General features: G+C 74.0%; 19 protein-coding genes. 13 read left to right on the top strand and 6 right to left on the bottom strand.

Translation table 11 applies throughout. From position 1 onward, the window contains the following. Window positions 1-160: 160 nt before the first annotated feature. Together EBO35_RS15125 and EBO35_RS15120 are read right to left on the bottom strand one after the other, a co-directional pair. Window positions 161-415: an acyl-CoA carboxylase subunit epsilon gene (locus tag EBO35_RS15125; protein ID WP_122818446.1), complete on the bottom strand. Its 255-nt coding sequence runs from the start codon at window positions 413-415 to the stop codon at window positions 161-163. Next, window positions 412-2,031 carry an acyl-CoA carboxylase subunit beta gene (locus EBO35_RS15120; RefSeq protein WP_122818445.1) on the bottom strand — a complete coding sequence of 540 codons (1,620 nt, stop codon included), beginning with the start codon at window positions 2,029-2,031 and terminating at the stop codon, window positions 412-414. The genes EBO35_RS15125 and EBO35_RS15120 overlap by 4 nt, the downstream gene beginning before the upstream one ends. A gap of 59 nt (window positions 2,032-2,090) precedes the next feature. Here EBO35_RS15120 and EBO35_RS15115 point away from each other — a divergent pair, with 59 nt between their 5' ends. From EBO35_RS15115 to EBO35_RS15085, 7 genes are all read left to right on the top strand, one after another. Beyond that, complete coding sequence (locus EBO35_RS15115; RefSeq protein WP_122819835.1) at window positions 2,091-2,897, top strand: biotin--[acetyl-CoA-carboxylase] ligase; 807 nt, start codon at window positions 2,091-2,093, stop codon at window positions 2,895-2,897. 75 nt (window positions 2,898-2,972) lie between these two features. Further along, complete coding sequence (locus EBO35_RS15110) at window positions 2,973-3,479, top strand: PH domain-containing protein (RefSeq protein ID WP_122818444.1); 507 nt, start codon at window positions 2,973-2,975, stop codon at window positions 3,477-3,479. Beyond that, the gene (locus tag EBO35_RS15105; RefSeq protein WP_122818443.1) at window positions 3,466-4,455 is read left to right on the top strand and encodes an adenylate/guanylate cyclase domain-containing protein; all 990 of its coding nucleotides are present in this window, start codon (window positions 3,466-3,468) and stop codon (window positions 4,453-4,455) included. Before EBO35_RS15110 ends, EBO35_RS15105 begins: the two co-directional genes overlap by 14 nt. A 209-nt stretch (window positions 4,456-4,664) precedes the next feature. Then, window positions 4,665-4,997, top strand: coding sequence for a winged helix-turn-helix domain-containing protein (locus tag EBO35_RS15100; RefSeq protein ID WP_317983501.1), 333 nt, complete (start codon window positions 4,665-4,667; stop codon window positions 4,995-4,997). A 65-nt stretch (window positions 4,998-5,062) separates the two neighbouring features. Then, window positions 5,063-6,217 (top strand): 5-(carboxyamino)imidazole ribonucleotide synthase, encoded by a 1,155-nt coding sequence (locus EBO35_RS15095; RefSeq protein WP_122818441.1) that lies wholly within the window; start codon window positions 5,063-5,065, stop codon window positions 6,215-6,217. Window positions 6,218-6,221: 4 nt separating this feature from the next. Continuing rightward, window positions 6,222-6,740, top strand: a complete 519-nt coding sequence (purE, locus tag EBO35_RS15090) for a 5-(carboxyamino)imidazole ribonucleotide mutase (RefSeq protein WP_122818440.1) — start codon at window positions 6,222-6,224, stop codon at window positions 6,738-6,740. A 5-nt stretch (window positions 6,741-6,745) separates the two neighbouring features. Then, window positions 6,746-7,969: a heparan-alpha-glucosaminide N-acetyltransferase domain-containing protein gene (locus tag EBO35_RS15085; RefSeq protein ID WP_122818439.1), complete on the top strand. Its 1,224-nt coding sequence runs from the start codon at window positions 6,746-6,748 to the stop codon at window positions 7,967-7,969. Here EBO35_RS15085 and EBO35_RS15080 read toward each other — a convergent pair. The 4 genes from EBO35_RS15080 to EBO35_RS15065 all read right to left on the bottom strand — a co-directional run bounded on the left by EBO35_RS15080 (window position 7,944) and on the right by EBO35_RS15065 (window position 12,188). After that, complete coding sequence (locus EBO35_RS15080) at window positions 7,944-10,067, bottom strand: xanthine dehydrogenase family protein molybdopterin-binding subunit (RefSeq protein WP_122818438.1); 2,124 nt, start codon at window positions 10,065-10,067, stop codon at window positions 7,944-7,946. The genes EBO35_RS15085 and EBO35_RS15080 overlap by 26 nt on opposite strands. Next, window positions 10,064-11,083, bottom strand: a complete 1,020-nt coding sequence (locus tag EBO35_RS15075) for an FAD binding domain-containing protein (RefSeq protein WP_122818437.1) — start codon at window positions 11,081-11,083, stop codon at window positions 10,064-10,066. Before EBO35_RS15075 ends, EBO35_RS15080 begins: the two co-directional genes overlap by 4 nt. After that, window positions 11,080-11,586, bottom strand: a complete 507-nt coding sequence (locus EBO35_RS15070; protein ID WP_122818436.1) for a 2Fe-2S iron-sulfur cluster-binding protein — start codon at window positions 11,584-11,586, stop codon at window positions 11,080-11,082. The genes EBO35_RS15075 and EBO35_RS15070 overlap by 4 nt, the downstream gene beginning before the upstream one ends. Before the next feature lie 170 nt (window positions 11,587-11,756). Continuing rightward, entirely contained in the window at window positions 11,757-12,188 is a 432-nt protein-coding gene (locus EBO35_RS15065; protein ID WP_241153723.1) for a CoA-binding protein, read from the bottom strand. Window positions 12,189-12,319: 131 nt separating this feature from the next. On the opposite strand from EBO35_RS15065, the gene EBO35_RS15060 reads away from it, so the two are divergent. The 6 genes from EBO35_RS15060 (at window position 12,320) to EBO35_RS15035 (ending at window position 19,590) form a co-directional block, all read left to right on the top strand. Continuing rightward, window positions 12,320-14,554: a chemotaxis protein CheA gene (locus EBO35_RS15060; protein WP_122818434.1), complete on the top strand. Its 2,235-nt coding sequence runs from the start codon at window positions 12,320-12,322 to the stop codon at window positions 14,552-14,554. After that, window positions 14,551-14,970, top strand: a complete 420-nt coding sequence (locus tag EBO35_RS15055; RefSeq protein ID WP_122818433.1) for a chemotaxis protein CheW — start codon at window positions 14,551-14,553, stop codon at window positions 14,968-14,970. The genes EBO35_RS15060 and EBO35_RS15055 overlap by 4 nt, the downstream gene beginning before the upstream one ends. An 80-nt stretch (window positions 14,971-15,050) precedes the next feature. Continuing rightward, window positions 15,051-16,616, top strand: a complete 1,566-nt coding sequence (locus tag EBO35_RS15050; protein ID WP_122818432.1) for a methyl-accepting chemotaxis protein — start codon at window positions 15,051-15,053, stop codon at window positions 16,614-16,616. Between the two features lie 57 nt (window positions 16,617-16,673). Continuing rightward, window positions 16,674-17,567, top strand: coding sequence for a hypothetical protein (locus tag EBO35_RS15045; protein ID WP_122818431.1), 894 nt, complete (start codon window positions 16,674-16,676; stop codon window positions 17,565-17,567). Window positions 17,568-17,650: 83 nt separating this feature from the next. Beyond that, window positions 17,651-18,766 (top strand): protein-glutamate methylesterase/protein-glutamine glutaminase, encoded by a 1,116-nt coding sequence (locus EBO35_RS15040; protein WP_122818430.1) that lies wholly within the window; start codon window positions 17,651-17,653, stop codon window positions 18,764-18,766. Further along, a complete protein-coding gene (locus tag EBO35_RS15035) occupies window positions 18,763-19,590 on the top strand; it encodes a CheR family methyltransferase (RefSeq protein WP_122818429.1) in 828 nt (275 codons plus the stop codon). Before EBO35_RS15040 ends, EBO35_RS15035 begins: the two co-directional genes overlap by 4 nt. The last annotated feature ends 5 nt before the right edge of the window (window positions 19,591-19,595 follow it).

The raw sequence follows: 19,595 nt of genomic DNA, 5'->3' as shown, positions 1-19,595 counted from the left end.
CGCTCAGTACCCACTTCGACGGTGCCTACTGAGGGGGCCTACTGAGGGGGCCTACTGAGGGGGCCTACTGAGGGGGCCTACTGAGGGGGCCTACTGAGGGGGCCTACTGAGGGGGCCTCCTGGCGGGGGCCCCTGGCCGGGGCTCACCGGCCCTGGGGGATCAGCGCGGCAGGCCGCTGGTGCGCCAGCCGCCGAGCCCGTGGGCTGGCAGCTGCGGGGTCGAGACCTGGCGCACGCCGCGGGCCGGGTGGCCCCAGGTGGCCCGGGGACCGCGTGGCGCGGGCGCCCCGCCGCCCAGCGAGGAGAGGACCGCGACGATCGCCGCGACCTCCTCCGGCGTGGCGTGCGGGCTCACCACCCGCAGCAGCGGGCGGGCCGCCTCGGGCGTCGTGGGGCCCTGCTCCTCGGCGCTCACAGCGGGATGTTCCCGTGCTTCTTCGCCGGCAGCGTCTCCCGCTTGGAGCGCAGCAGCCGCAGCGAGCGGACGACCTCCGCGCGGGTCTCGTGCGGGGGGATGACCGCGTCGACGTAGCCGCGCTCGGCCGCGATGTAGGGGTTCGCCAGCGTGGTCTCGTACTCGTCGATCAGCTCGGCGCGCTTCGCCTCCACGTCCCCGCCCTCGGCCTCGACGGCCTTGAGCGTCTTGCGGTGGATGATGTTGGCGGCGCCCTGGGCGCCCATCACGGCGATCTGCGCGGTCGGCCAGGCGATGTTCATGTCGGCGCCGAGGTGCTTGGACGCCATCACGTCGTACGCGCCGCCGTAGGCCTTGCGGGTGATGATCGTGACCAGCGGGACCGTGGCCTCGGCGTAGGCGTAGATCAGCTTGGCGCCGCGGCGGATGATGCCGTTCCACTCCTGGTCGGTGCCCGGCAGGAAGCCTGGGACGTCGACGAACGTGAGCACCGGGACGTTGAACGCGTCGCAGAAGCGCACGAAGCGCGCGGCCTTCTCGGAGGCGTCGATGTCCAGGCAGCCGGCGAACTGCATCGGCTGGTTGGCGACGACGCCGACCGGGCGGCCCTCGACGCGGCCGAAGCCGACGATGATGTTGGGCGCGAACAGCTCCTGGACCTCGAGGAAGTCCTCCTCGTCGAGGATCGCGCGGACGACGTCGTGCATGTCGTAGGGCTGGTTCGGCGAGTCCGGGATGATCGTGTCGAGCGAGCGGTCCAGGTCGGAGATCTCCAGGTCGGCCTCCTCGTCGAAGGCCGGCAGCTCGTCGAGGTTGTTCTGCGGCAGGTAGCTCAGCAGCGCCTTGACGTACTCGATGGCGTCCTCCTCGTCGGAGGCCATGTAGTGGGCGTTGCCGGACTTGGTGTTGTGGGTCCGGGCGCCGCCCAGGTCCTCCATCGAGACGTCCTCGCCGGTGACGGTCTTGATCACGTCCGGACCGGTGATGAACATGCCCGAGGTCTGGTCGACCATGACCGTGAAGTCGGTGACGGCGGGGGAGTAGACGTGCCCGCCGGCGCAGTTGCCCATGATCAGGCTGATCTGCGGGATCACGCCGGAGGCGTGCACGTTGCGCTTGAAGATCTCGCCGTACAGGCCCAGGGAGACGACGCCCTCCTGGATCCGCGCGCCGGCGCCCTCGTTGATGCCGACCAGCGGCGAGCCGGTCTTCATCGCGAGGTCCATGATCTTGGTGATCTTCTCGCCGTACACCTCGCCGAGCGAGCCGCCGAAGACCGTGAAGTCCTGGGAGAACGCGCACACCTGGCGGCCGTTGACAGTGCCGTAGCCGATGACGACGCCGTCGCCGTAGGGGCGGGTCTTCTCCAGGCCGAACGCGGTCGAGCGGTGCCGGGCCAGCTCGTCGATCTCGACGAAGGAGCCCTCGTCGAACAGCAGCCCGACGCGCTCGCGCGCGGTCAGCCGGCCCTTGGCGTGCTGCTTCTCGACAGCGGCCGCCGAGCCGGCGTGGACCGCCTCGTCGATGCGGCGGTCGAGGTCAGCGATCTTGCCGGCCGTCGTGTGGATGTCGATGTCCTGGGGGACTTCGGTGCCTTCGCCGGGCTGTGCGCTCACTGGTGTGGTCTCCTCGTTGGCGTCCGTGCTGGCCGTGGGTCAATGTAGTGCCCGTGATCATGGACGCGGGAGCACGCCCACCCCTCGACGGGACCCGGCTCGCCGCGGCCGCCGCCGACCGGCTTCCCGGGATGGGCGTCGAGGTGGCCGAGGAGGTCACCTCCACGAACGCCGTCGTCGCGGAGCGGGCCCGGGCGGGGGCGCCGGAGGGCCTGGTGGTGGTGGCCGAGCACCAGACGGCGGGCCGGGGGCGGCTGGACCGCTCCTGGCAGATGCCGGCCCGCGCCGGTCTGGTGTTCTCGGTGCTGCTGCGCCCGAGCGTCCCGGCCCGGTCCTGGCCGTGGCTGCCGCTGCTGACCGGCTGCGCCCTCGGTGCGGCGCTGCGGGCCGACGGGTACGCCGCCGGGGTGAAGTGGCCCAACGACGTGCTGATCGGGGAGCGCAAGGTCGCGGGCATCCTCGTGGAGCGGGTGGAGACTCCGGCCGGGGCGGCCGCGGTGGTCGGGGTGGGGCTCAACGTCGACCTGCGGGCCGAGGAGCTGCCGGTGCCGACCGCGACGTCGCTGGCCCTCGAGAGCGGTGCCGCGCCGGACCGCGTCGAGCTGCTGGTGGGGCTGCTCGCGAGCCTGCGGGCGGCGTACGACCGGTGGCAGGCGGGCGGGGAGCGGGGCCAGGCCGAGCTGCTCGCCGCCTACCGGGCGGCCTGCGTGACGCTCGGGCGCGACGTCCGCGTCGAGCTGCCCGGCGGGGGCGTGCTGCTCGGGCGCGCGAGCGGGATCGACCCCGACGGGCGGCTGGTGGTGGCCGGGCCCGACGGGCCGGTGCCGGTGGGCGCCGGGGACGTCGTGCACGTGCGTCCGGTCTGAGCGCGGACCCGGCGGCCCCGCGGCGCCGGTGAGTGCCGGGTCACATGGGAGCGCCGAGGGTGCGATGATCTGGCCGTGGCCATCTCTGCGAAGCTGCTGAACGAGGGCGAGCGCATCGTCGTCAGCAGCCGGACCCATGTCAAGGCACTGCTGGGCCCGCTGCTGACGCTGGTCGGGCTGCTCGCCGTCGGCGTCGCGGCCCAGGTCCTGATCGACCGCGACTTCGTGACGTGGGCGGTGTGGGTCCCGGTGGCGTTCCTCGCGCTGCGCTTCGTGGTCTGGCCGTTCCTGGAGTGGCTCACCTCGGCGTACGCCTTCACCGACCGTCGGCTGATCACCCGCACCGGCGTGCTCACCCGCCGCGGCCACGACGTGCCGCTGTCGCGGATCAGCGACGTGGAGATCGAGCTGCACCTCATCGACCGGCTGCTCGGCTGCGGGACCCTGGTGGTCAGCGACGCCAGCACCCACGGCCGCGTGGTGCTGCCGGACATCCCGCGGGTCGAGGAGACCAAGCGCCGCGTCCACGAGCTCCTGCACAGCCAGGGCACGGAGGCCACCACCCGCGATGAAGCAGTCTGAGGGCGGCGCCGAGCAGCCCGGGAGCCTCTCTCGCCGCGTGCTCGGCCACGACCCGGTCTACACCGCGAGCGAGGTGGCCGCCGAGACCGGCGTGAGCATCGAGCAGGCGCGTCGGCTGTGGCGCTCGCTGGGGTTCCCCGAGTACGGCGCGGACACGGCGTTCACGACGGCGGACGCCGAGGCGGTCTCGGTGATCGTCGACATGGTCGGCTCGGGGCTGGTCGACTTCGACCTCGCCGTGAACCTGACCCGGGCGATCGGCCAGACCATGGCCCGCCTGGCGGACTGGGAGACCACCGCGCTGCTGCCCCGCATCGAGGAGCTCGCGGGGACCGACGCCGGGACCGAGACCCGGGGGGACGCGGCTCGGCGGATGGTCGAGGAGCTCGGCGGCCCGTTCGAGGAGCTGCTCGTCTACGTGTGGCGCCGCCACCTCGCCGCGTCGATCGCCCGGGTGGAGGCGCTCAGCGCGAAGGAGGAGGACCTCCACACCACCCAGCTGACTGTCGGGTTCGCCGACATCGTCAGCTTCACGGCCCTGTCGAACGAGCTCTCCGAGGACCGGATCGGCGACCTGGTGGAGCTCTTCGAGTCCCGCTGCGCCGACGTCGTGGCCGCGCAGCGCGGCCGGATCATCAAGAGCATCGGCGACTCGGTGCTCTTCGTGAACGACGACGCGGTGGCCGGCTACGACACCGCCGAGGGGATCATCAACGTCATCGGCCGCGACCCGCGGATGCCCGACGTCCGCGTCGGGCTGGCCAGCGGGCTGGTGGTGATGCGACTCGGCGACGTGTTCGGCCCGCCGGTCAACATGGCCGCCCGGCTCACCGCTGTCGCGCGGCGCAACCGGATCATCATCGACGCCCGCACCGCCGAGCTGCTGCCCGACGAGGAGTTCGAGACCCGTCGGCTCCCGGCCCGGCCGGTCCGCGGCTTCGGCCTGATCGAGCCGGTCGCCGTCCGGCGGCACTGACGGGCCCGGGCTGCTGGTCGAGCCGCGAGCGCCAGCGAGCGTGTCGAGACCCGGTCGGCGTGGTCTCGACACGCTCAGGCGCCAGGGCGCCTTCGCGGCTCGACCGCCGGGCGTGGCCGATCCGGCCGGGCCCGTGTTCGAAGTGGCAGGAAGAGGACAGTGGCACTTTGTGTCAAACGCCTGCCGGTCGCCGCTCGGTCTTCTAGGTTGTGCGGGTGTTCGAGGTCCAAGACATCCGGCTAGACCCGGAAAGCCGCCGCGTTTGGAAGGGTGGCGACGAGGTCGCCATGTCTCGCAAGGAGTTCGACCTGCTCGCCGCGCTGATCTCGCGCGCCGGCGACGTGGTGACCCGCGAGGAGCTCATGCGTGACGTGTGGAAGACGAGCTTCTGGACCTCGTCGAAGACCATCGACGTGCACCTGGGCTGGGTTCGCCGCAAGCTGGGGGACGACAGTCGTCGGCCGCACCTGATCACGACGCTGCGGGGCCGCGGGCTGCGCTTCGAGGTGGCGGTGCCGGAGCGCCACGGCGCGCTGTCCTGACCCGGCCGGTCCCGAGCCGGGAACGGGCGTCGGGCGGTGCCGGGTGAGCCTCTAGAGTTCAGCCCGTGCCTGCCCCCACACTCGCCGTCATCGGCGGCGGTCAGCTCGCCCGGATGCTGGCGGAGCCCGCCAACGCGCTGGGACTGCCGCTGCGGCTGCTCGCGGAGGCCGAGGGCGTCTCCGCCGCCCAGGTCGTGCCCGACCAGATCGTCGGCGACTACCGCGACCTCCCCACCCTGCGGAAGGTGACCAGCGGCGCCGCCGTGGTCACCTTCGACCACGAGCACGTCCCGACCGAGCACCTGCGCGCCCTCGAGGCCGAGGGGATCGCCGTCCGCCCCGGGCCGGACGCGCTGGTGCACGCGCAGGACAAGGGAGTGATGCGGGCCCGGCTCGCCGAGCTGGGCGTGCCCTGCCCGCGCAACGCGCTGGTCGACTCGGTCGCCGACGTCGAGGCGTTCGGGTTCCCGTGCGTCCTGAAGACCACCCGGGGCGGGTACGACGGCAAGGGCGTCTGGTTCGTCCACGCCGCCGAGGACTGCGCGGAGCCGCTGCGGGTCGCCCGGGAGAGCGGCGTCGGGCTGCTCGCCGAGGAGCTGGTCGAGTTCCGCCGCGAGCTCTCCGCGCTGGTTGCTCGCTCGCCCAGCGGCCAGGCTGCGGCGTACCCCGTCGTGGCCAGCACCCAGAAGGACGGCATCTGCCACGAGGTGATCGCCCCGGCGCCCGACCTCGACCCCGAGCTGGCCGTCTCCGCCCAGGCGGTCGCGCTGCGGATCGCGGGCGAGCTCGGCGTCACCGGCATCCTCGCCGTCGAGCTGTTCGAGACCACCGACGGCCGGATCCTCGTCAACGAGCTGGCCATGCGCCCGCACAACACCGGGCACTGGACCCAGGACGGCGCGGTCACCAGCCAGTTCGAGAACCACCTGCGGGCCGTCCTCGACCTGCCGCTGGGCTCGCCCGCCCCGCGGGCCCGCTGGACGGTGATGGTCAACATCCTCGGCGGCCCGGACCCGGAGGTCGGCCGGCTCTACGACGGCTACCCGCACGCGCTGGCCCGCGACCCGCGGCTGCGCGTCCACCTGTACGGCAAGGAGCCGAGGCCGGGCCGCAAGGTCGGGCACGTCAACGCCTACGGCGACGATCTCGAGGACTGCCTGGAGCGGGCGCGGCACGCCGCCGCCTGGTTCCGCGGCGACCTCGGCAACGAGAGCGAGTGAAGCGATGAGCGACCAGCCCCGCGTCGGAGTCGTGATGGGCTCGGACTCCGACTGGCCGGTGATGCAGGCGGCGGCCGAGGCCCTCGCGGAGTTCGACATCGCCCACGAGGCCGACGTCGTCTCCGCCCACCGGATGCCCGAGGAGATGCTGGCCTACGGCAAGGAGGCCGCCGGTCGGGGCCTGTCGGTGCTCATCGCCGGCGCCGGCGGCGCGGCACACCTGCCCGGGATGCTGGCGGCGGTCACCCCGCTGCCGGTGATCGGCGTCCCGGTGCCGCTGCGTCACCTCGACGGGCTGGACTCGCTGCTCTCGATCGTGCAGATGCCCGCGGGCGTGCCGGTCGCGACGGTGGCGGTCGGCAACGCCCGCAACGCCGGGCTGCTCGCCGTCCGCATCCTCGCCGCCACCGATCCCGGGCTCCAGCAGCGGATGGTCGACTTCCAGGCCGAGCTGCGCACCAGCGCCCACGAGAAGGGCACGGCCGTGCGCAGCGCGGCCGGCCCCCGCCGCGTCGGGTTCTGACGCCGATGGCGCGGGTGCCGGCGGCCACCACGCGCTTCGGGGGGCGCTTCGAGGGGCGCTTCGAGGGGCGCCTGGTCGGGCTGGACGTCGCCCGGTGCCTGGCCCTGCTCGGGATGGTCGCCACCCACGTGCTCGACCCGTTCGGGCCGGACCGGGAGCTCGAGCCGGCCCAGTGGCTCGCCGGCGGGCGGGCCTCGGCGCTGTTCGCGGTGCTCGCGGGCGTCACGGTCGCCCTGGCCACCGGGGGTCGGCAGCGGTTCGCGGGCCGGGAGCTCGGCGCCCGGTGCGCGGGACTGGCGGTGCGGGCACTGCTGGTGGCGCTGCTCGGCCTCGCCCTGGGGGTCCCGGACTCCGGGCTGGCGGTGATCCTGACCTACTACGGCGTGCTGTTCCTGCTGGCGCTGCCGTTCACCGCGCTCGGTCCGCGCGCCCTGCTGGCGCTGGCCGGGGCGTGGGCGGTCGTGGTCCCGGTGCTCTCGCACCTGGTGCGGCCCGAGCTGCCCGAGCGGGGCTGGGAGAGCCCCGACCCCGGCCAGCTCGCCGAGCCCGGCCGGCTCCTCGCGGAGCTGCTGCTCACCGGCTACTACCCGGCCCTGCCCTGGCTGGCCTACCTCCTGGTGGGGATGGCAGTGGGACGGCTGGACCTGCGGGCGCGCACGGTGCAGCGGGTCCTGCTCGGCGCGGGGCTCGCGACCGCCGTGCTGGCGACGGTGGTCTCCCGGCTCCTGGTGGCGTGGGCGGCGACGCCGACGGTCGAGGGCGAGACCGCTGCCGCCACGGCCGCCCGGCTCGCCGACGCCCCCGCGGGCCTGTACGGCACCACCCCGACCGGCGGGTCCTGGCAGTGGCTGCTCGTCGCGCACCCGCACAGCGCCACGACGTTCGACCTGGCCCAGACGACCGGCAGCGCCGTGGCCGTGATCGGCGGCTGCCTGCTGCTCGTCGGTGCCCTCGGGGAGCTGCCGCGCGAGGCGCTGCGGGTCCTCGCCGGGGCCGGCACGATGACGCTGACCCTCTACAGCCTGCACGTGCTGCTGCGCACCGACGCCCTGTGGCCTCCCGACGACGCCTTCCACTGGCACGCGCTGGTGCTGCTCGCGATCGGGGCCCTGTACGCCGCGGTGCGGCGCCGCGGGCCGCTGGAGCGGGCCGTCGGCGCCGCAGCCACCGCGGCGACCCGGCTGGTCCGGGGGAGCCCGGAGGTCAGTCCAGGAACCGGTCGGCGGTGATCGGGATCTCCCGCACCCGGACGCCGGTGGCGTGGTAGGTCGCGTTCGCCACGGCAGCCGCGGTCCCGACGATCCCGATCTCCCCGATGCCCCGGGCTCCCATCGGGTTCGCCAGCGGGTCCTCCTCGTCGAGCCAGTGCGCCTCGAAGCCGGTCACGTCGGCGTGCGTCGGGACGTGGTAGGTCGCGAGGTCCTGGGTGACGAAGTGGCCGGTGCGCGGGTCGCGCCACGCCTCCTCGTGCAGCGCCGCCCCGAGGCCCATCGTCAGGCCGCCGAGCAGCTGGGAGCGGGCCGTGGCCGGGTTGATGACCCGGCCGAGCGAGTAGACCCCGACCAGTCGCGGCACCCGGACCTCACCGGTGAGGCGGTGCACGCGGGCCTCGGCGAAGACCGCGCCGAAGGCGTACATCGCGTGCGTCTCCTGGTTCGGGTTGTCCGCCGCCGAGACGGTCGTCTCCAGGCCCGGGTCGGGGGAGCTCCCGTGGTCGGCGCAGAACTGCTGGGCCGCCGCCACGACCGCGGTGCCCCACGAGCTGGTGCCCGAGGACCCGCCGGCCACGGTGGCGGGCGGCAGCCGGCTGTCGGCGATCTCCAGCTCGATGGCCTCGAGGGGGCAGCCGAGAGCGTCCGCCGCGATCTGCGCGAGCACCGTGCGTGCGCCGGTGCCGATGTCCACGGCGGCCACCGCGACGGCGTACCGCCCGTCGGGCAGGGACCGGATCCGGGCGGAGTTCCCCGGCATCTGGCTGGTCGGGTAGGCGGCCGACGCGACGCCGGTGCCGACCCACCAGTCGCCGTCCAGGGTCGCGCGCGGCTCGGCCGGCAGGGCCGACCAGCCGATCAGCTCCGCGCCGCGCTCCAGGCACTCGACCAGCCGGCGCGAGTTCCACGGGTTGCCGGTCTCGGGGTCGATCGCGGGCTCGTTGCGGACCCGCAGCTCGACCGGGTCGATGCCGCAGGCGACCGCGAGGTCCTCCATCGCCATCTCCTGGGCGAACATCCCCGGCATCTCGCCGGGCGCCCGCATCCACGACGGCACTGTCACGTCCAGGCGGGCCAGCCGGTGGCTGGTGCGGCGCGCGGACGCGGCGTACATCATCCGGGTCGGGGAGGCCGTCTGCTCGGCGAACTCGCGCACGGTCGAGGTCTGCTCCAGCACCCGGTGCTCGATCGCGGTGAGGGTGCCGTCGGCACGGGCGCCGAGGCGGAACTTCGAGATCGTGGCGGTGCGGTATCCGGTCATGCCGAACATCTGCTGCCGGGTCACGGCGAGCCGGACCGGGCGGCCGCCGGTGGTCCGGGCGGCCAGGGCAGCCGCCACCTCGTGGCTGTGCGGCTCGCCCTTGCTGCCGAAGCCGCCCCCGACGTACGGCGCCAGCACCCGGACCTGCTCGGGCTCCAGGCCGAGCATCGGCGCCAGCGCGGCGACCACCCCGTGCACGCCCTGGGTGGAGTCGTGCAGGGTCAGCACCGCCTCGCCCGGCGGAGGCTGGTCGAGCCAGCGGGCGACGAGCGCGTGCGGCTCCAGCGGGTTGTTGGCCTCGTAGGCGGTGCGGTAGGTCTCCTCGACGACCACGTCGGCCTCGGCCAGCGCGGCCTCCACGTCGCCGTCCTCGGTGTCGGTCGGCATGCTCGGGTTGACCACCTCGGGACGGTAGGTGGCGTTGTCCTCGCGCAGCTCGGCCTCGTGCGGCTCCACGCTGTAGGAGACCCGCACCAGCGCGGCGCCCTCCCGGGCGGCCTCGGAGGTCTCGGCCAGCACCACTGCCACGATCTGGCCGCGGTAGCCGACCGCGTCGTCCTGGAGGATCCGCAGCTCGCCGTTCTCGGCGTCTGCCAGCCGCGGGGCGTTGGTGTGGTCGAGCACCGAGACCACGCCCGGGTGCGCGAGCGCGTCGGCCGCGTCGACCGACCGGATCCGGCCGCGGGCGACGGTGGCGAGCACCAGCCAGGCCTGCAGCGGGTCGTGGATGCCGCTGGCCGCGCCGTGGTCGACGGCGTACGTCGCGCGGCCGGTGACCTTCTCGGGGCCGTCGTGGCGCGGGACCGGGGTGCCGATCGACCGGGGTGTCACGGGCTGGGTGCGGACCTCGGTCATCGCTGGTTTCTCCTCGTGATCTCGCGGGCCAATTGCCCGAGCACCAGCACTGTCGCGTTGCGGACCATCGCTGCCTTGTACGCCGTCTGCTCGTCGGTGCTGGCCGCCTCCAGCTCGGCCTCCGCCGCCGCGCGGACCGCTGCCTCGTCGATCGGGCCGCCGCGCAGCCGCTCCTCGGCGACCTCGGCCCGCCACGGCTTGTGCGCCACGCCGCCCCAGGCGATGCGGACGTCGCGCACGGTGCCGTCGGCTGCCAGGTCCAGGCCGGCGGCGACCGAGACCAGCGCGAACGCGAACGACGCCCGGTCGCGCGCCTTGTGGTAGCCCGAGCTCCGGGCGAGCGTGGAGTCGGCGAGCTCGACGGCCGTGATCAACTCCCCGTGCCGCAGGGTCGTGTCGTCCTGGGGGCGGTCGCCGGGCAGCCGGTGCAGCTCGGCGTACGGCATCCGGCGCTCGCCGTCCGGGCCGAGCACCACCACGGTGGCGTCGGTCGCGGCGAGCGCGACCGCCAGGTCGGAGGGGTGCACGGTGACGCAGTCCGGGCTGGCGCCGAGGATCGCGTTGTAGCGGCCGTAGCCGCCGATCGCCGAGCAGCCGGTGCCGGGCTCGCGCTTGTTGCAGGGGGTGCTGACGTCCTGGAAGTACACGCAGCGGGTGCGCTGGAGCAGGTTGCCGGCGGTGGTCGCCTGGTTGCGGATCTGGCCGGACGCCCCGGACAGCAGGGCGCGGGCGACGGCCGGGAAGCGGCGTCGCACCTCGGGGCGGGCGGCGAGGTCGCTGTTGCGCACCGAGGCACCGACCCGGAGGCCGGTGCCGCCGTCGGGGAGTTCGACCTCCTCGACCCGGTCCATCCCGAGCCGGCTCACGTCGACCAGCGCCCCGGGGCGGGCCACGCCGAGCTTGAGGTGGTCGACCAGGTTGGTCCCGCCGGCGAGGAACCGGGCGTCCGGGTCGCCCGTGACGGCGGCGACCGCCGAGGCGGCGTCGTCGGGGCGCAGGTAGGTGAGCTCCCTCATGCGCCCGCCGCCTCGCGCACCGCGGCGAGGATGCCGGCGTACGCGCCGCAGCGGCACAGGTTGCCGCTCATCCGCTCCCGGATCTCCTCGTCGGTGAGCTCGGGGTCGGACCCGAGGTCGTCGGTGACCGAGCTGGGATGGCCCTGGCGGACCTCGTCGAGGACGCCGACCGCTGAGCACACCTGTCCGGGGGTGCAGTAGCCGCACTGGTAGCCGTCGTGGTCGAGGAAGGCCTGCTGCACCGGGTGCAGGTCGTCGCCGTCCCCGAGCCCGGCGGCGGTGACGACCTCGGCGCCGTCCTGGGCGACGGCCAGGGTGAGACAGCTGAGGTGGCGCCGGCCGTCGAGCAGCACCGTGCACGAGCCGCACTGGCCGTGGTCGCAACCCTTCTTCGGCGAGATCACGCCGAGCCGCTCCCGCAGCGCATCGAGGAGGGTGGTCCGGGTGTCCACCGTGACCGAGCGGCGTTCGCCGTCGACGGTGAGCGTGATGTCGGCGTCCATGGCCGGCCCGGTACCCGCCGGTGCGGGTGCTCACCGGTGCGGGTCCGGTCGGCTCGGTCCGGGCCGTCCGGGGGCAGCGGTGAGCCTGCCACCGTTTCTGGTCGGGTTTCGGTGGCCAGCTCACCGCAGCCGCCGCAGCCGCCGCAGCCGCCACAGCCGGGTCAGCCGGGTCAGCGACGGCCCCACTCGATGGCGGGACAGGTGTCCATGACCATGGCCAGGCCGGCCGCGGTGGTGCGCGCGAAGGCGGCCTCGTCGATCACGCCGAGCTGGAACCACACCGCCCGGGCGCCGATGGCGACGGCCTGGTCGGCGAACTCGCCGGCCGCCTCCGAGCGACGGAACACGTCGACGACGTCGACGGGGAACGGCACTTCGGCCAGGCTCGCGTAGCCCTGCTCCCCGAGCACGGGGCGGGCGTCGGGGTGGATCGGGACGATCCGCTTGCCGCGCTGCTGGAGCAGCGCGGCAATGCCGTACGCCGTGCGCCCGGGGTCTCCGGAGAGGCCCACGACCGCCCAGGTCTCGCACTCGTCGAGCATCAGCGAGATCGCCGCGGGGTCCTGCCAGCCGCTCGTGCTCCCGGTAGCCCCGTCAGTCACACCGTCAGTCACACCGTCAGTCACACCGTCAGTCATGGCGTCAGCCTGCCACCGGGCCGGTCGTTTGGCTCAGGTGCGCCGGATCCGGACCGATAGGGAGGTGCTGCTCACGACGGAAGGCACGCCGCCGCATGGATGACATGGACGAGATCGTCCAGGAGTTTCTCGTGGAGAGCTACGAGAACCTGGACCAGCTGGACCGCGACCTGGTCGCGCTGGAACGGGCGCCGGGGTCGCGCGAGCTGCTCGCGAGCATCTTCCGCACCATCCACACGATCAAGGGCACCAGCGGGTTCCTGGCGTTCGGCCGGCTCGAGGCGGTGACCCACGTCGGCGAGAACCTGCTCGCGCGGCTGCGCGACGGCCAGATGTCGATGACGCACGGCACCACCGACACGCTGCTCGCGATGGTCGACGTCGTCCGCGAGCTGCTCGCCTCGATCGAGACCGGCGGAACCGAGGGCGACGTCGACGTCGCCGCCGTCGTGGCCCGGATCTCGGCGACCCTGGACGGGGAGCCCGCCCCCGCCGAGCCGGAGCCGGCTCCAGCGCCCGAGCCCGCCCCCCAGCCGGAGCAGGCTCCCGAGCCCACCCCGATTCCCGAGCCCGCCCCGGTCCCCGAGCTCGCGGCCACCCCCGAGACCCCGCGCCGCAACGCCGCGGACGCCTCGGTCCGCGTCGACGTCGACCTGCTCGACGCGCTGATGCGCCTGGTCGGCGAGCTGGTGCTCACCCGCAACCAGATCGTGCGCCAGGCGGGCGAGCAGGCGGCGGCACCGGAGATGGCCAGCGCCGCGCAGCGGCTGAACCTGATCGCCAGCGAGCTGCAGGAAGGCGTGATGCGCACGCGCATGCAGCCGATCGACCACCTGTGGTCGAAGCTGCCGCGGGTGGTCCGCGACCTCGGCTCCGCGCTGGAGAAGTCCGTCATGCTGGTGATGGAGGGGCAGGACACCGAGCTCGACCGGTCCCTGCTGGAGTCGGTCAAGGACCCGCTCACCCACCTGGTGCGCAACGCCGTCGACCACGGCCTGGAGGTCCCGGCCGAGCGGGTCGCCGCCGGCAAGCCCGCCGAGGGCGTGCTCACGCTGCGCGCCTACCACGAGGGCGGCCAGGTCGTCGTCGAGGTCTGCGACGACGGGGCCGGCATCGACCCGGCCCGGATCGCCGCGAAGGCCGTCGAGCGGGGGCTGCGCACCCAGGCCCAGATCGACTCGATGTCGCAGGCCGACGTCCTCCAGCTGATCTTCCTGCCGGGCTTCTCCACCGCCGCCGCCGTCACCAACGTGTCCGGCCGCGGCGTGGGCATGGACGTGGTCCGCACCAACATCGAGTCGATGGGCGGGACCATCGAGGTCGAGTCCGTGCTCGGCCGCGGCACCACCTGCCGGCTCCGGATCCCGCTGACCCTCGCGATCGTGCCGGCGCTCACGGTCGAGTGCGCCGGCGACCGCTACGCGATCGCCCAGGTGAACCTGCTGGAGCTGGTCGCGCTGGACGCCGACCGGGCGGCCACCGAGGTCGAGGACGTCAACGGCGCGGACGTCTACCGCCTGCGCGGGACGCTGCTGCCGCTGGTGCGGCTGGCCGACGTCCTGGGCGTGGAGTCGGTCCGGTCCGACGGGCACGTGCTGATCGCGGTCCTGCAGGCCGAGGGCAAGCGCTTCGGCCTGGTCATCGACCGGGTCCTGAGCACCGAGGAGATCGTCGTCAAGCCGCTCACCTCGCGGATCAAGGAGCTCGGGATCTACTCCGGGGCGACGATCCTGGGTGACGGCCGGGTGGCGCTGATCCTGGACGTGCCGGTCCTCGCCCGCCGGGTCCTGTCCACCGAGACGCTGGAGCGGGTGGCCGGTCAGGCCCGGGCCGTCGAGGCGCCCGCCGAGGTCACCGACTCCCAGCGGATGCTCGTGGTCGGCATCGGCGGCGAGCGCCGGGTGGCGATCCCGCTGTCCTCGGTCACCCGCCTGGAGCGGATCTCCAGCGCGTCGGTGTCGCAGGTCGGGAGCCGCGAGGTCGTGCAGTACCGCGGCGCGATCCTGCCGCTGCTGCGCCTGGCCCGCCACCTCGGTGCGTACGGCGCCGAGGAGGGCGAGGAGCTGACGGTGGTCGTGTACTCGGCGGGGGAGCGGAGCGTGGCGATCGTGGTGGAGGAGATCGTCGACATCGTCGAGGAGGAGGCCACCGTCCGCAGCGACGTCGACGACCACGGCCTGCTCGGGTCCGCGCTGGTGCGCGACCGCATCGTCGAGCTGCTCGACGTGCGCGCCGCGATCCTCGCCGCGGACCCCGGCTTCTACGACCCCGTCACCGCAGTCCCCGCCGTTCCCGGCCCCGGGGCGCCCGAGCTCGCGGAGGCGATGTGAGCACCCGACTGGTGACCTTCGCCCTGGACGGGCGCCGGTACGGCGTGGCCGTCGACGCCGTGCAGGAGGTGCTGCGCGGCCAGCCCCGCACCCGGGTGCCGCTGGCCCCCGCCACGGTCGCCGGACTGATCAACCTGCGCGGCCAGGTGCTCACGGCCATCGACCTGCGCGAGCAGCTCGGCCTGCCGGCGTACTCGGGCGAGGAGGAGCCGATGCTGGTGGTGATCCGGGTCGCCGGTGAGCCAGTGGCCCTGCTCGTGGACAGCATCGGGTCGGTCGTCGACGTCGACGCCGACCAGTTCGAGCCCCCGCCCGACACCCTCACCGGCATCGCCCGGGACCTCATCCTCGGCGCCTACAAGCTCCAGGACCAGCTGCTGCTGGCCCTCGACGTCGACCGCGCCGTCGCCGCCTGAGCTCGCCCGACCCGACCTGGCCCGATCTGGGCCGACCCGGCCTGATCCGGCCTGAACTTCACGACCCCGAGGACACCCCCATGAAGAACCTGGTCACCTGGACCGTCGGTCGCCGGCTCGCCGCGATCGCCGGCATCGGGATGCTGAGCTCGCTGGTCATCTGCGCGGTCGCCGTCCACAGCGTCCAGCAGCTCGACGAGTCCGGACACGAGCTGGACGCCCTGCAGGACACCCGGGCGGCGCTGCACGCCATCGACACCCGCTCCAGCGAGCTGAAGTACGACGCGCTGCGGTCGGTGAGCGCCGAGGATCCCGCCGCGCTGGCGGCCGAGGTCGAGGAGGACGTCGCGACGCTGAACGAGCTCGTCGACGCGATGCCCACCGGCACCCTGGAGACCACCGCGGAGCAGGAGGCGGCCTTCCAGCGGCTGCTGAGCGGCTACGCCGCGACCGTCACCGCGTTCGTCGCCGACGCCGTCGAGGACCAGAAGGCCACGCGGGACCGGGTGGCGGAGATCGAGGCCGCCAACGACGAGGTGGACGCCGTGCTCGGCGGGTCGATCGACCAGATCACCGCCGAGTCCCGGGAGCGGGCGGCGGACGAGGCCGGGGCCCGGTCGGGGACGATCCGCGCCACGATCCTCGTGGCCGTCCTGGCGATGGTGATCCTCGCGGCGATGGCCGCGGCGATCACGCGCTCGATCATCCGGCCGCTGCGCCGGGGCGTCCGGACCCTCCAGGCGCTCGCCCACGGCGACCTGACCCAGCGGGTGCCGGAGACCTCGGCCGCCGAGCTCGGCGAGTTCGAGACCTCGCTGAACGGGTCGATCGACTCGGTGGCGCGGATCGTGGCGTCGGTGGGGGAGTCGGCGGAGGCGGTGGCGGGTGCTGCTGAGGAGCTGTCGGTGGGGACGCAGCAGATTGCTGCGGGTGCGGAGGAGACGTCGGTGCAGGCGGGGGTGGTGGCGGGGGCTGCTGGTGAGGTCTCGCGGAATGTGTCGACGGTGGCGGCGGGTGCGGAGCAGATGGGTGCGTCTATTCGGGAGATTGCGCATTCGGCGAATGAGGCGGCGCGGGTGGCTTCGTTGGCGGTGGCGTCGGTGGAGTCGACGAATGTGACGGTGTCGCGGTTGGGGGAGTCGTCGGTGGAGATCGGGAATGTGGTGAAGGTGATCACCTCGATTGCGGAGCAGACGAATTTGTTGGCGTTGAACGCGACGATCGAGGCGGCGCGGGCTGGTGAGGCTGGGAAGGGGTTCGCGGTGGTGGCGAACGAGGTGAAGGAGCTGGCGCAGGAGACGGCGCGGGCGACGGGGGATATTGCGCGGCGGGTGGAGGCTATTCAGTCGGATTCGGGTGGTGCGGTGGCGGCGATCGGGGAGATTGCGGGGATCATCGCGTCGATCAATGACTATCAGTTGACGATTGCGTCGGCGGTGGAGGAGCAGACGGCGACGACGAATGAGATGTCGCGCAATGTGGCGGAGGCGGCGACGGGGGGTCATGAGATTGCGGCGAACATTGCGGGTGTCTCGCAGGCGGCGGTGTCGACGACCGAGGCGATGAGCCAGTCCCAGGCCGCGGTCGCCGAGCTCGCCCGGATGGCCAACGACCTTCGCGGCGCTGTGGCGTACTTCAAGGCCTGACGGGCACCGTCCGGACGTCGGGCGGCCCCGGGCCGCCGGTCGGGCGGACGGAGGGGCATGACCTACACGCTGGTGGCGGGCACCGCGCTCGGCTTCGACCTGGCCCGGCTCCCCGGCGGAGCGCGGGCCGCCGCGGTGCTGCGCACGGCGCTGGCCTGCCGCCCCGAGGACCTCGACCGGATCGCCGCCCAGCATCCCGGCGACTGCGTGCGGGCCGGCTGGGCCGAGCTGCTGGCGCAGCGGCCCGAGGACGGACGGATGGCCGGCACCGTGGGGCGTGCCGTCGAGGCGCTGCTGCGCGGTGACCGCGGCGACGCCCGGGTGCTGGGCCGCCTGGAGGCGGCGCTGCTGGGGGACCAGCGGGGGCTGGACCGGCTCGTGCGCCACGAGCTGCTCGACTGGACCTGGCTCGGCGGCGCCAGCCTGGCCGTCCAGGACCCGGCCGCGTCCCTGGCCGCGGACGTGCTCGTCGACGCCGCCACCGCCGGCTACCGCGAGACCGCACTCGACCCTGCCGTGCGTCGCGCCATGGCCGTGCCGCTGCTGCGCTCCGGGGTCCCGCTGCGCGACCGGACCGTGCCGGTCGGCGTGGAGCCCCTCGACCGCGCCCTCGCGACCCTGGCGTCGGCCGATGCCACGACCCGTCGGCGCTGGCGGACCGCGACCGACGAACGGCGCGCCCACACCGCCGCCTGGGCCCCGGCCGTGCACCGGGCCACCTGGGCGCTGTCGGTCACCGAGCGGCTCCGGCTCGCCCTGGACGCCCAGCTCGCCGCGGTGGCGGCCTTCCACGACGCCGGGCTCACCCCCCGCGACGCGGCGTACGGCGTCTGGAACGCGGCGTCCGGCGCCGTCGTGGCGCTGACGGCCATCGACCTGATCGACACCGCGGACGCCGAGACGCTCCTCGCCGGGTGGACTGCTGTGTACGGCCCGCCACATCTGGCCTGACCTCCTCAGGTCCGCACCCGCGCTGCCGATGAGGGCCCTGGCTGTCCGCACGGGTAGCGGGCCGAACGTGAGGACACATCCGGGTGGACAAGATCAAGGTGCTGGTTGTCGACGACTCGGTAGTCATCCGGCGGCTGGTGACCGACCTGCTCCGCGCCGACCCGGGCATCGAGGTCGTCGGCACCGCCGTCAACGGCCGGGCCGCGGTCGAGAAGGTGCAGGCGCTCGCGCCGGACCTGGTGACCATGGACATCGAGATGCCCGAGGTCGACGGCATCGAGGCCGTACGCCGGATCCGGGCGACCGGGTCGCGGATCCCGATCATCATGTTCAGCACCCTCACCGAGCGGGGCGCCGTGGCGACCCTGGACGCCCTCGCCGCCGGCGCCTCGGACTACGTCGCCAAGCCGGCCAACGTCGGCAGCGTGACCCGCTCGATGGACCAGGTCCGCGACGCCCTGATCCCGCGGATCCGGTCGCTCGTCCCGCGGATGGGCCACCCGGCCCCGCTGCCCGGCGCCGGTGCCACCACGGCCACAGTCACGGTCACAGCCACGCCGACCGTGCAGCTGCGCGACCCGCGCCCGGCTCCCCCCGGCGGCCACGAGCTGCTGGTGATCGGCAGCTCCACCGGCGGGCCGGAGGCGCTGGGCACGCTGCTCGGCGCGCTGCCGGTGCTGCCGGTCCCCGTGGCGATCGTCCAGCACATGCCCCCGGTGTTCACCCAGCAGCTGGCCGCCCGCCTGGACCGGCGGGTCGCCGCCCGGGTCGTGGAGGCCGAGCAGGGGCAGCCGCTGCTGCCCGGGTCGGTCTACATCGCACCCGGCGACCGGCACCTGCTGGTGGCCCGGTCCGGACGCGGCCTGGTCGCGCGGCTCTCCCAGGACCCGCCGGAGAACTACTGCCGCCCCGCCGTCGACGTGCTGTTCCGCTCCGCCGTGGAGGCAGTGGGCGGCGCCGTCCTCGCCGCGGTCCTGACCGGGATGGGTCAGGACGGCCGCCGCGGCGCGCAGGTGGTCGTGGACGCCGGCGGCAGCGTCGTGGTCCAGGACCGCGCCACGTCGGTGGTGTGGGGGATGCCCGGCGCCGTGGCACAGGCCGGGCTCGCGGAGCAGGTGCTTGCGCTTCCCGAGATCGCGACCGAGCTGGTCCAGCGCCTGGGCGCCACCCGCTGCGCCGTCGCGGCAGGAGCCCGATGAGCATCTCCGCCCGCACGTTCGCGTTCGTCGCGGGCGTGGTGCACGCCGAGAGCGCGATCGTGCTGCCGGCCGGCAAGGAGTACCTCGTCGAGTCGCGGCTGCTCGCGCTGGCCCGGGCCGCCGGGCACCACGAGGTGGACGCCTACGTCGCCGACCTCGAGCGACGTCCCCACCCGGCGGCGATCCGCGCGGTCGTCGAGGCGCTGACCACCAACGAGACCTCGTGGTTCCGCGACGGCGAGCCGTTCCGCACCCTCGAGGACCTGGTGCTGCCCCAGCTGGCCGCGAAGCGGACCGGGCCGATCCGGATCTGGTCCGGGGCGTGCTCGAGCGGTCAGGAGCCGTACAGCATCTCGATGGTCGCCGAGGACCTGCCGGTGCTCGCCGGTCGCCGGGTCGAGATCGTCGCCAGCGACCTGTCCGAGGAGATGGTGGCCAGGGCCCGGCTCGGGGAGTACTCCCAGCTCGAGGTCAACCGCGGGCTGCCCGCCACGACCCTGGTGCGGCACTTCGAGCGGGCCGGGCTGAGCTGGCGGATCCATCCGCAGCTCCAGGAGCGGGTCAGCTTCCGCAGCCTGAACCTGGTGCGGCCGTTCCCGCCGCTGGGCCGCTTCGACGTGGTGTTCCTGCGCAACGTGCTCATCTACTTCGACGTGGCGACCAAGCGCGACATCCTGCGGCGGGTCAGCCAGGTGCTGGCCCCGGACGGCTACCTGTTCCTCGGGGCTGCCGAGATGACGATGGGGGTCGACGACGCCTGGGAGCGGGTGCCGGCGGGGCGTTCGTCGATCTACCGGCCGCGGCAGACCGTCCGGGTCGCCTGAGGCGG

Source organism: Nocardioides pantholopis (genome assembly GCF_003710085.1).
Classification (GTDB): Bacteria; Actinomycetota; Actinomycetes; order Propionibacteriales; family Nocardioidaceae; genus Nocardioides; species Nocardioides pantholopis.
This window is presented reverse-complemented; position numbering and strand designations above follow the sequence as displayed.

Coding starts and splice junctions, on each gene's coding strand:
- EBO35_RS15115 (WP_122819835.1), top strand. CDS start 2,091: ATGGACGCGGGAGCACGCCCACCCCTCGACGGGACCCGGCTCGCCGCG.
- EBO35_RS15105 (WP_122818443.1), top strand. CDS start 3,466: ATGAAGCAGTCTGAGGGCGGCGCCGAGCAGCCCGGGAGCCTCTCTCGC.
- purE (WP_122818440.1), top strand. CDS start 6,222: ATGAGCGACCAGCCCCGCGTCGGAGTCGTGATGGGCTCGGACTCCGAC.
- EBO35_RS15085 (WP_122818439.1), top strand. CDS start 6,746: ATGGCGCGGGTGCCGGCGGCCACCACGCGCTTCGGGGGGCGCTTCGAG.
- EBO35_RS15080 (WP_122818438.1), bottom strand. CDS start 10,067: ATGACCGAGGTCCGCACCCAGCCCGTGACACCCCGGTCGATCGGCACC.
- EBO35_RS15075 (WP_122818437.1), bottom strand. CDS start 11,083: ATGAGGGAGCTCACCTACCTGCGCCCCGACGACGCCGCCTCGGCGGTC.
- EBO35_RS15070 (WP_122818436.1), bottom strand. CDS start 11,586: ATGGACGCCGACATCACGCTCACCGTCGACGGCGAACGCCGCTCGGTC.
- EBO35_RS15060 (WP_122818434.1), top strand. CDS start 12,320: ATGGATGACATGGACGAGATCGTCCAGGAGTTTCTCGTGGAGAGCTAC.
- EBO35_RS15050 (WP_122818432.1), top strand. CDS start 15,051: ATGAAGAACCTGGTCACCTGGACCGTCGGTCGCCGGCTCGCCGCGATC.
- EBO35_RS15045 (WP_122818431.1), top strand. CDS start 16,674: ATGACCTACACGCTGGTGGCGGGCACCGCGCTCGGCTTCGACCTGGCC.
- EBO35_RS15035 (WP_122818429.1), top strand. CDS start 18,763: ATGAGCATCTCCGCCCGCACGTTCGCGTTCGTCGCGGGCGTGGTGCAC.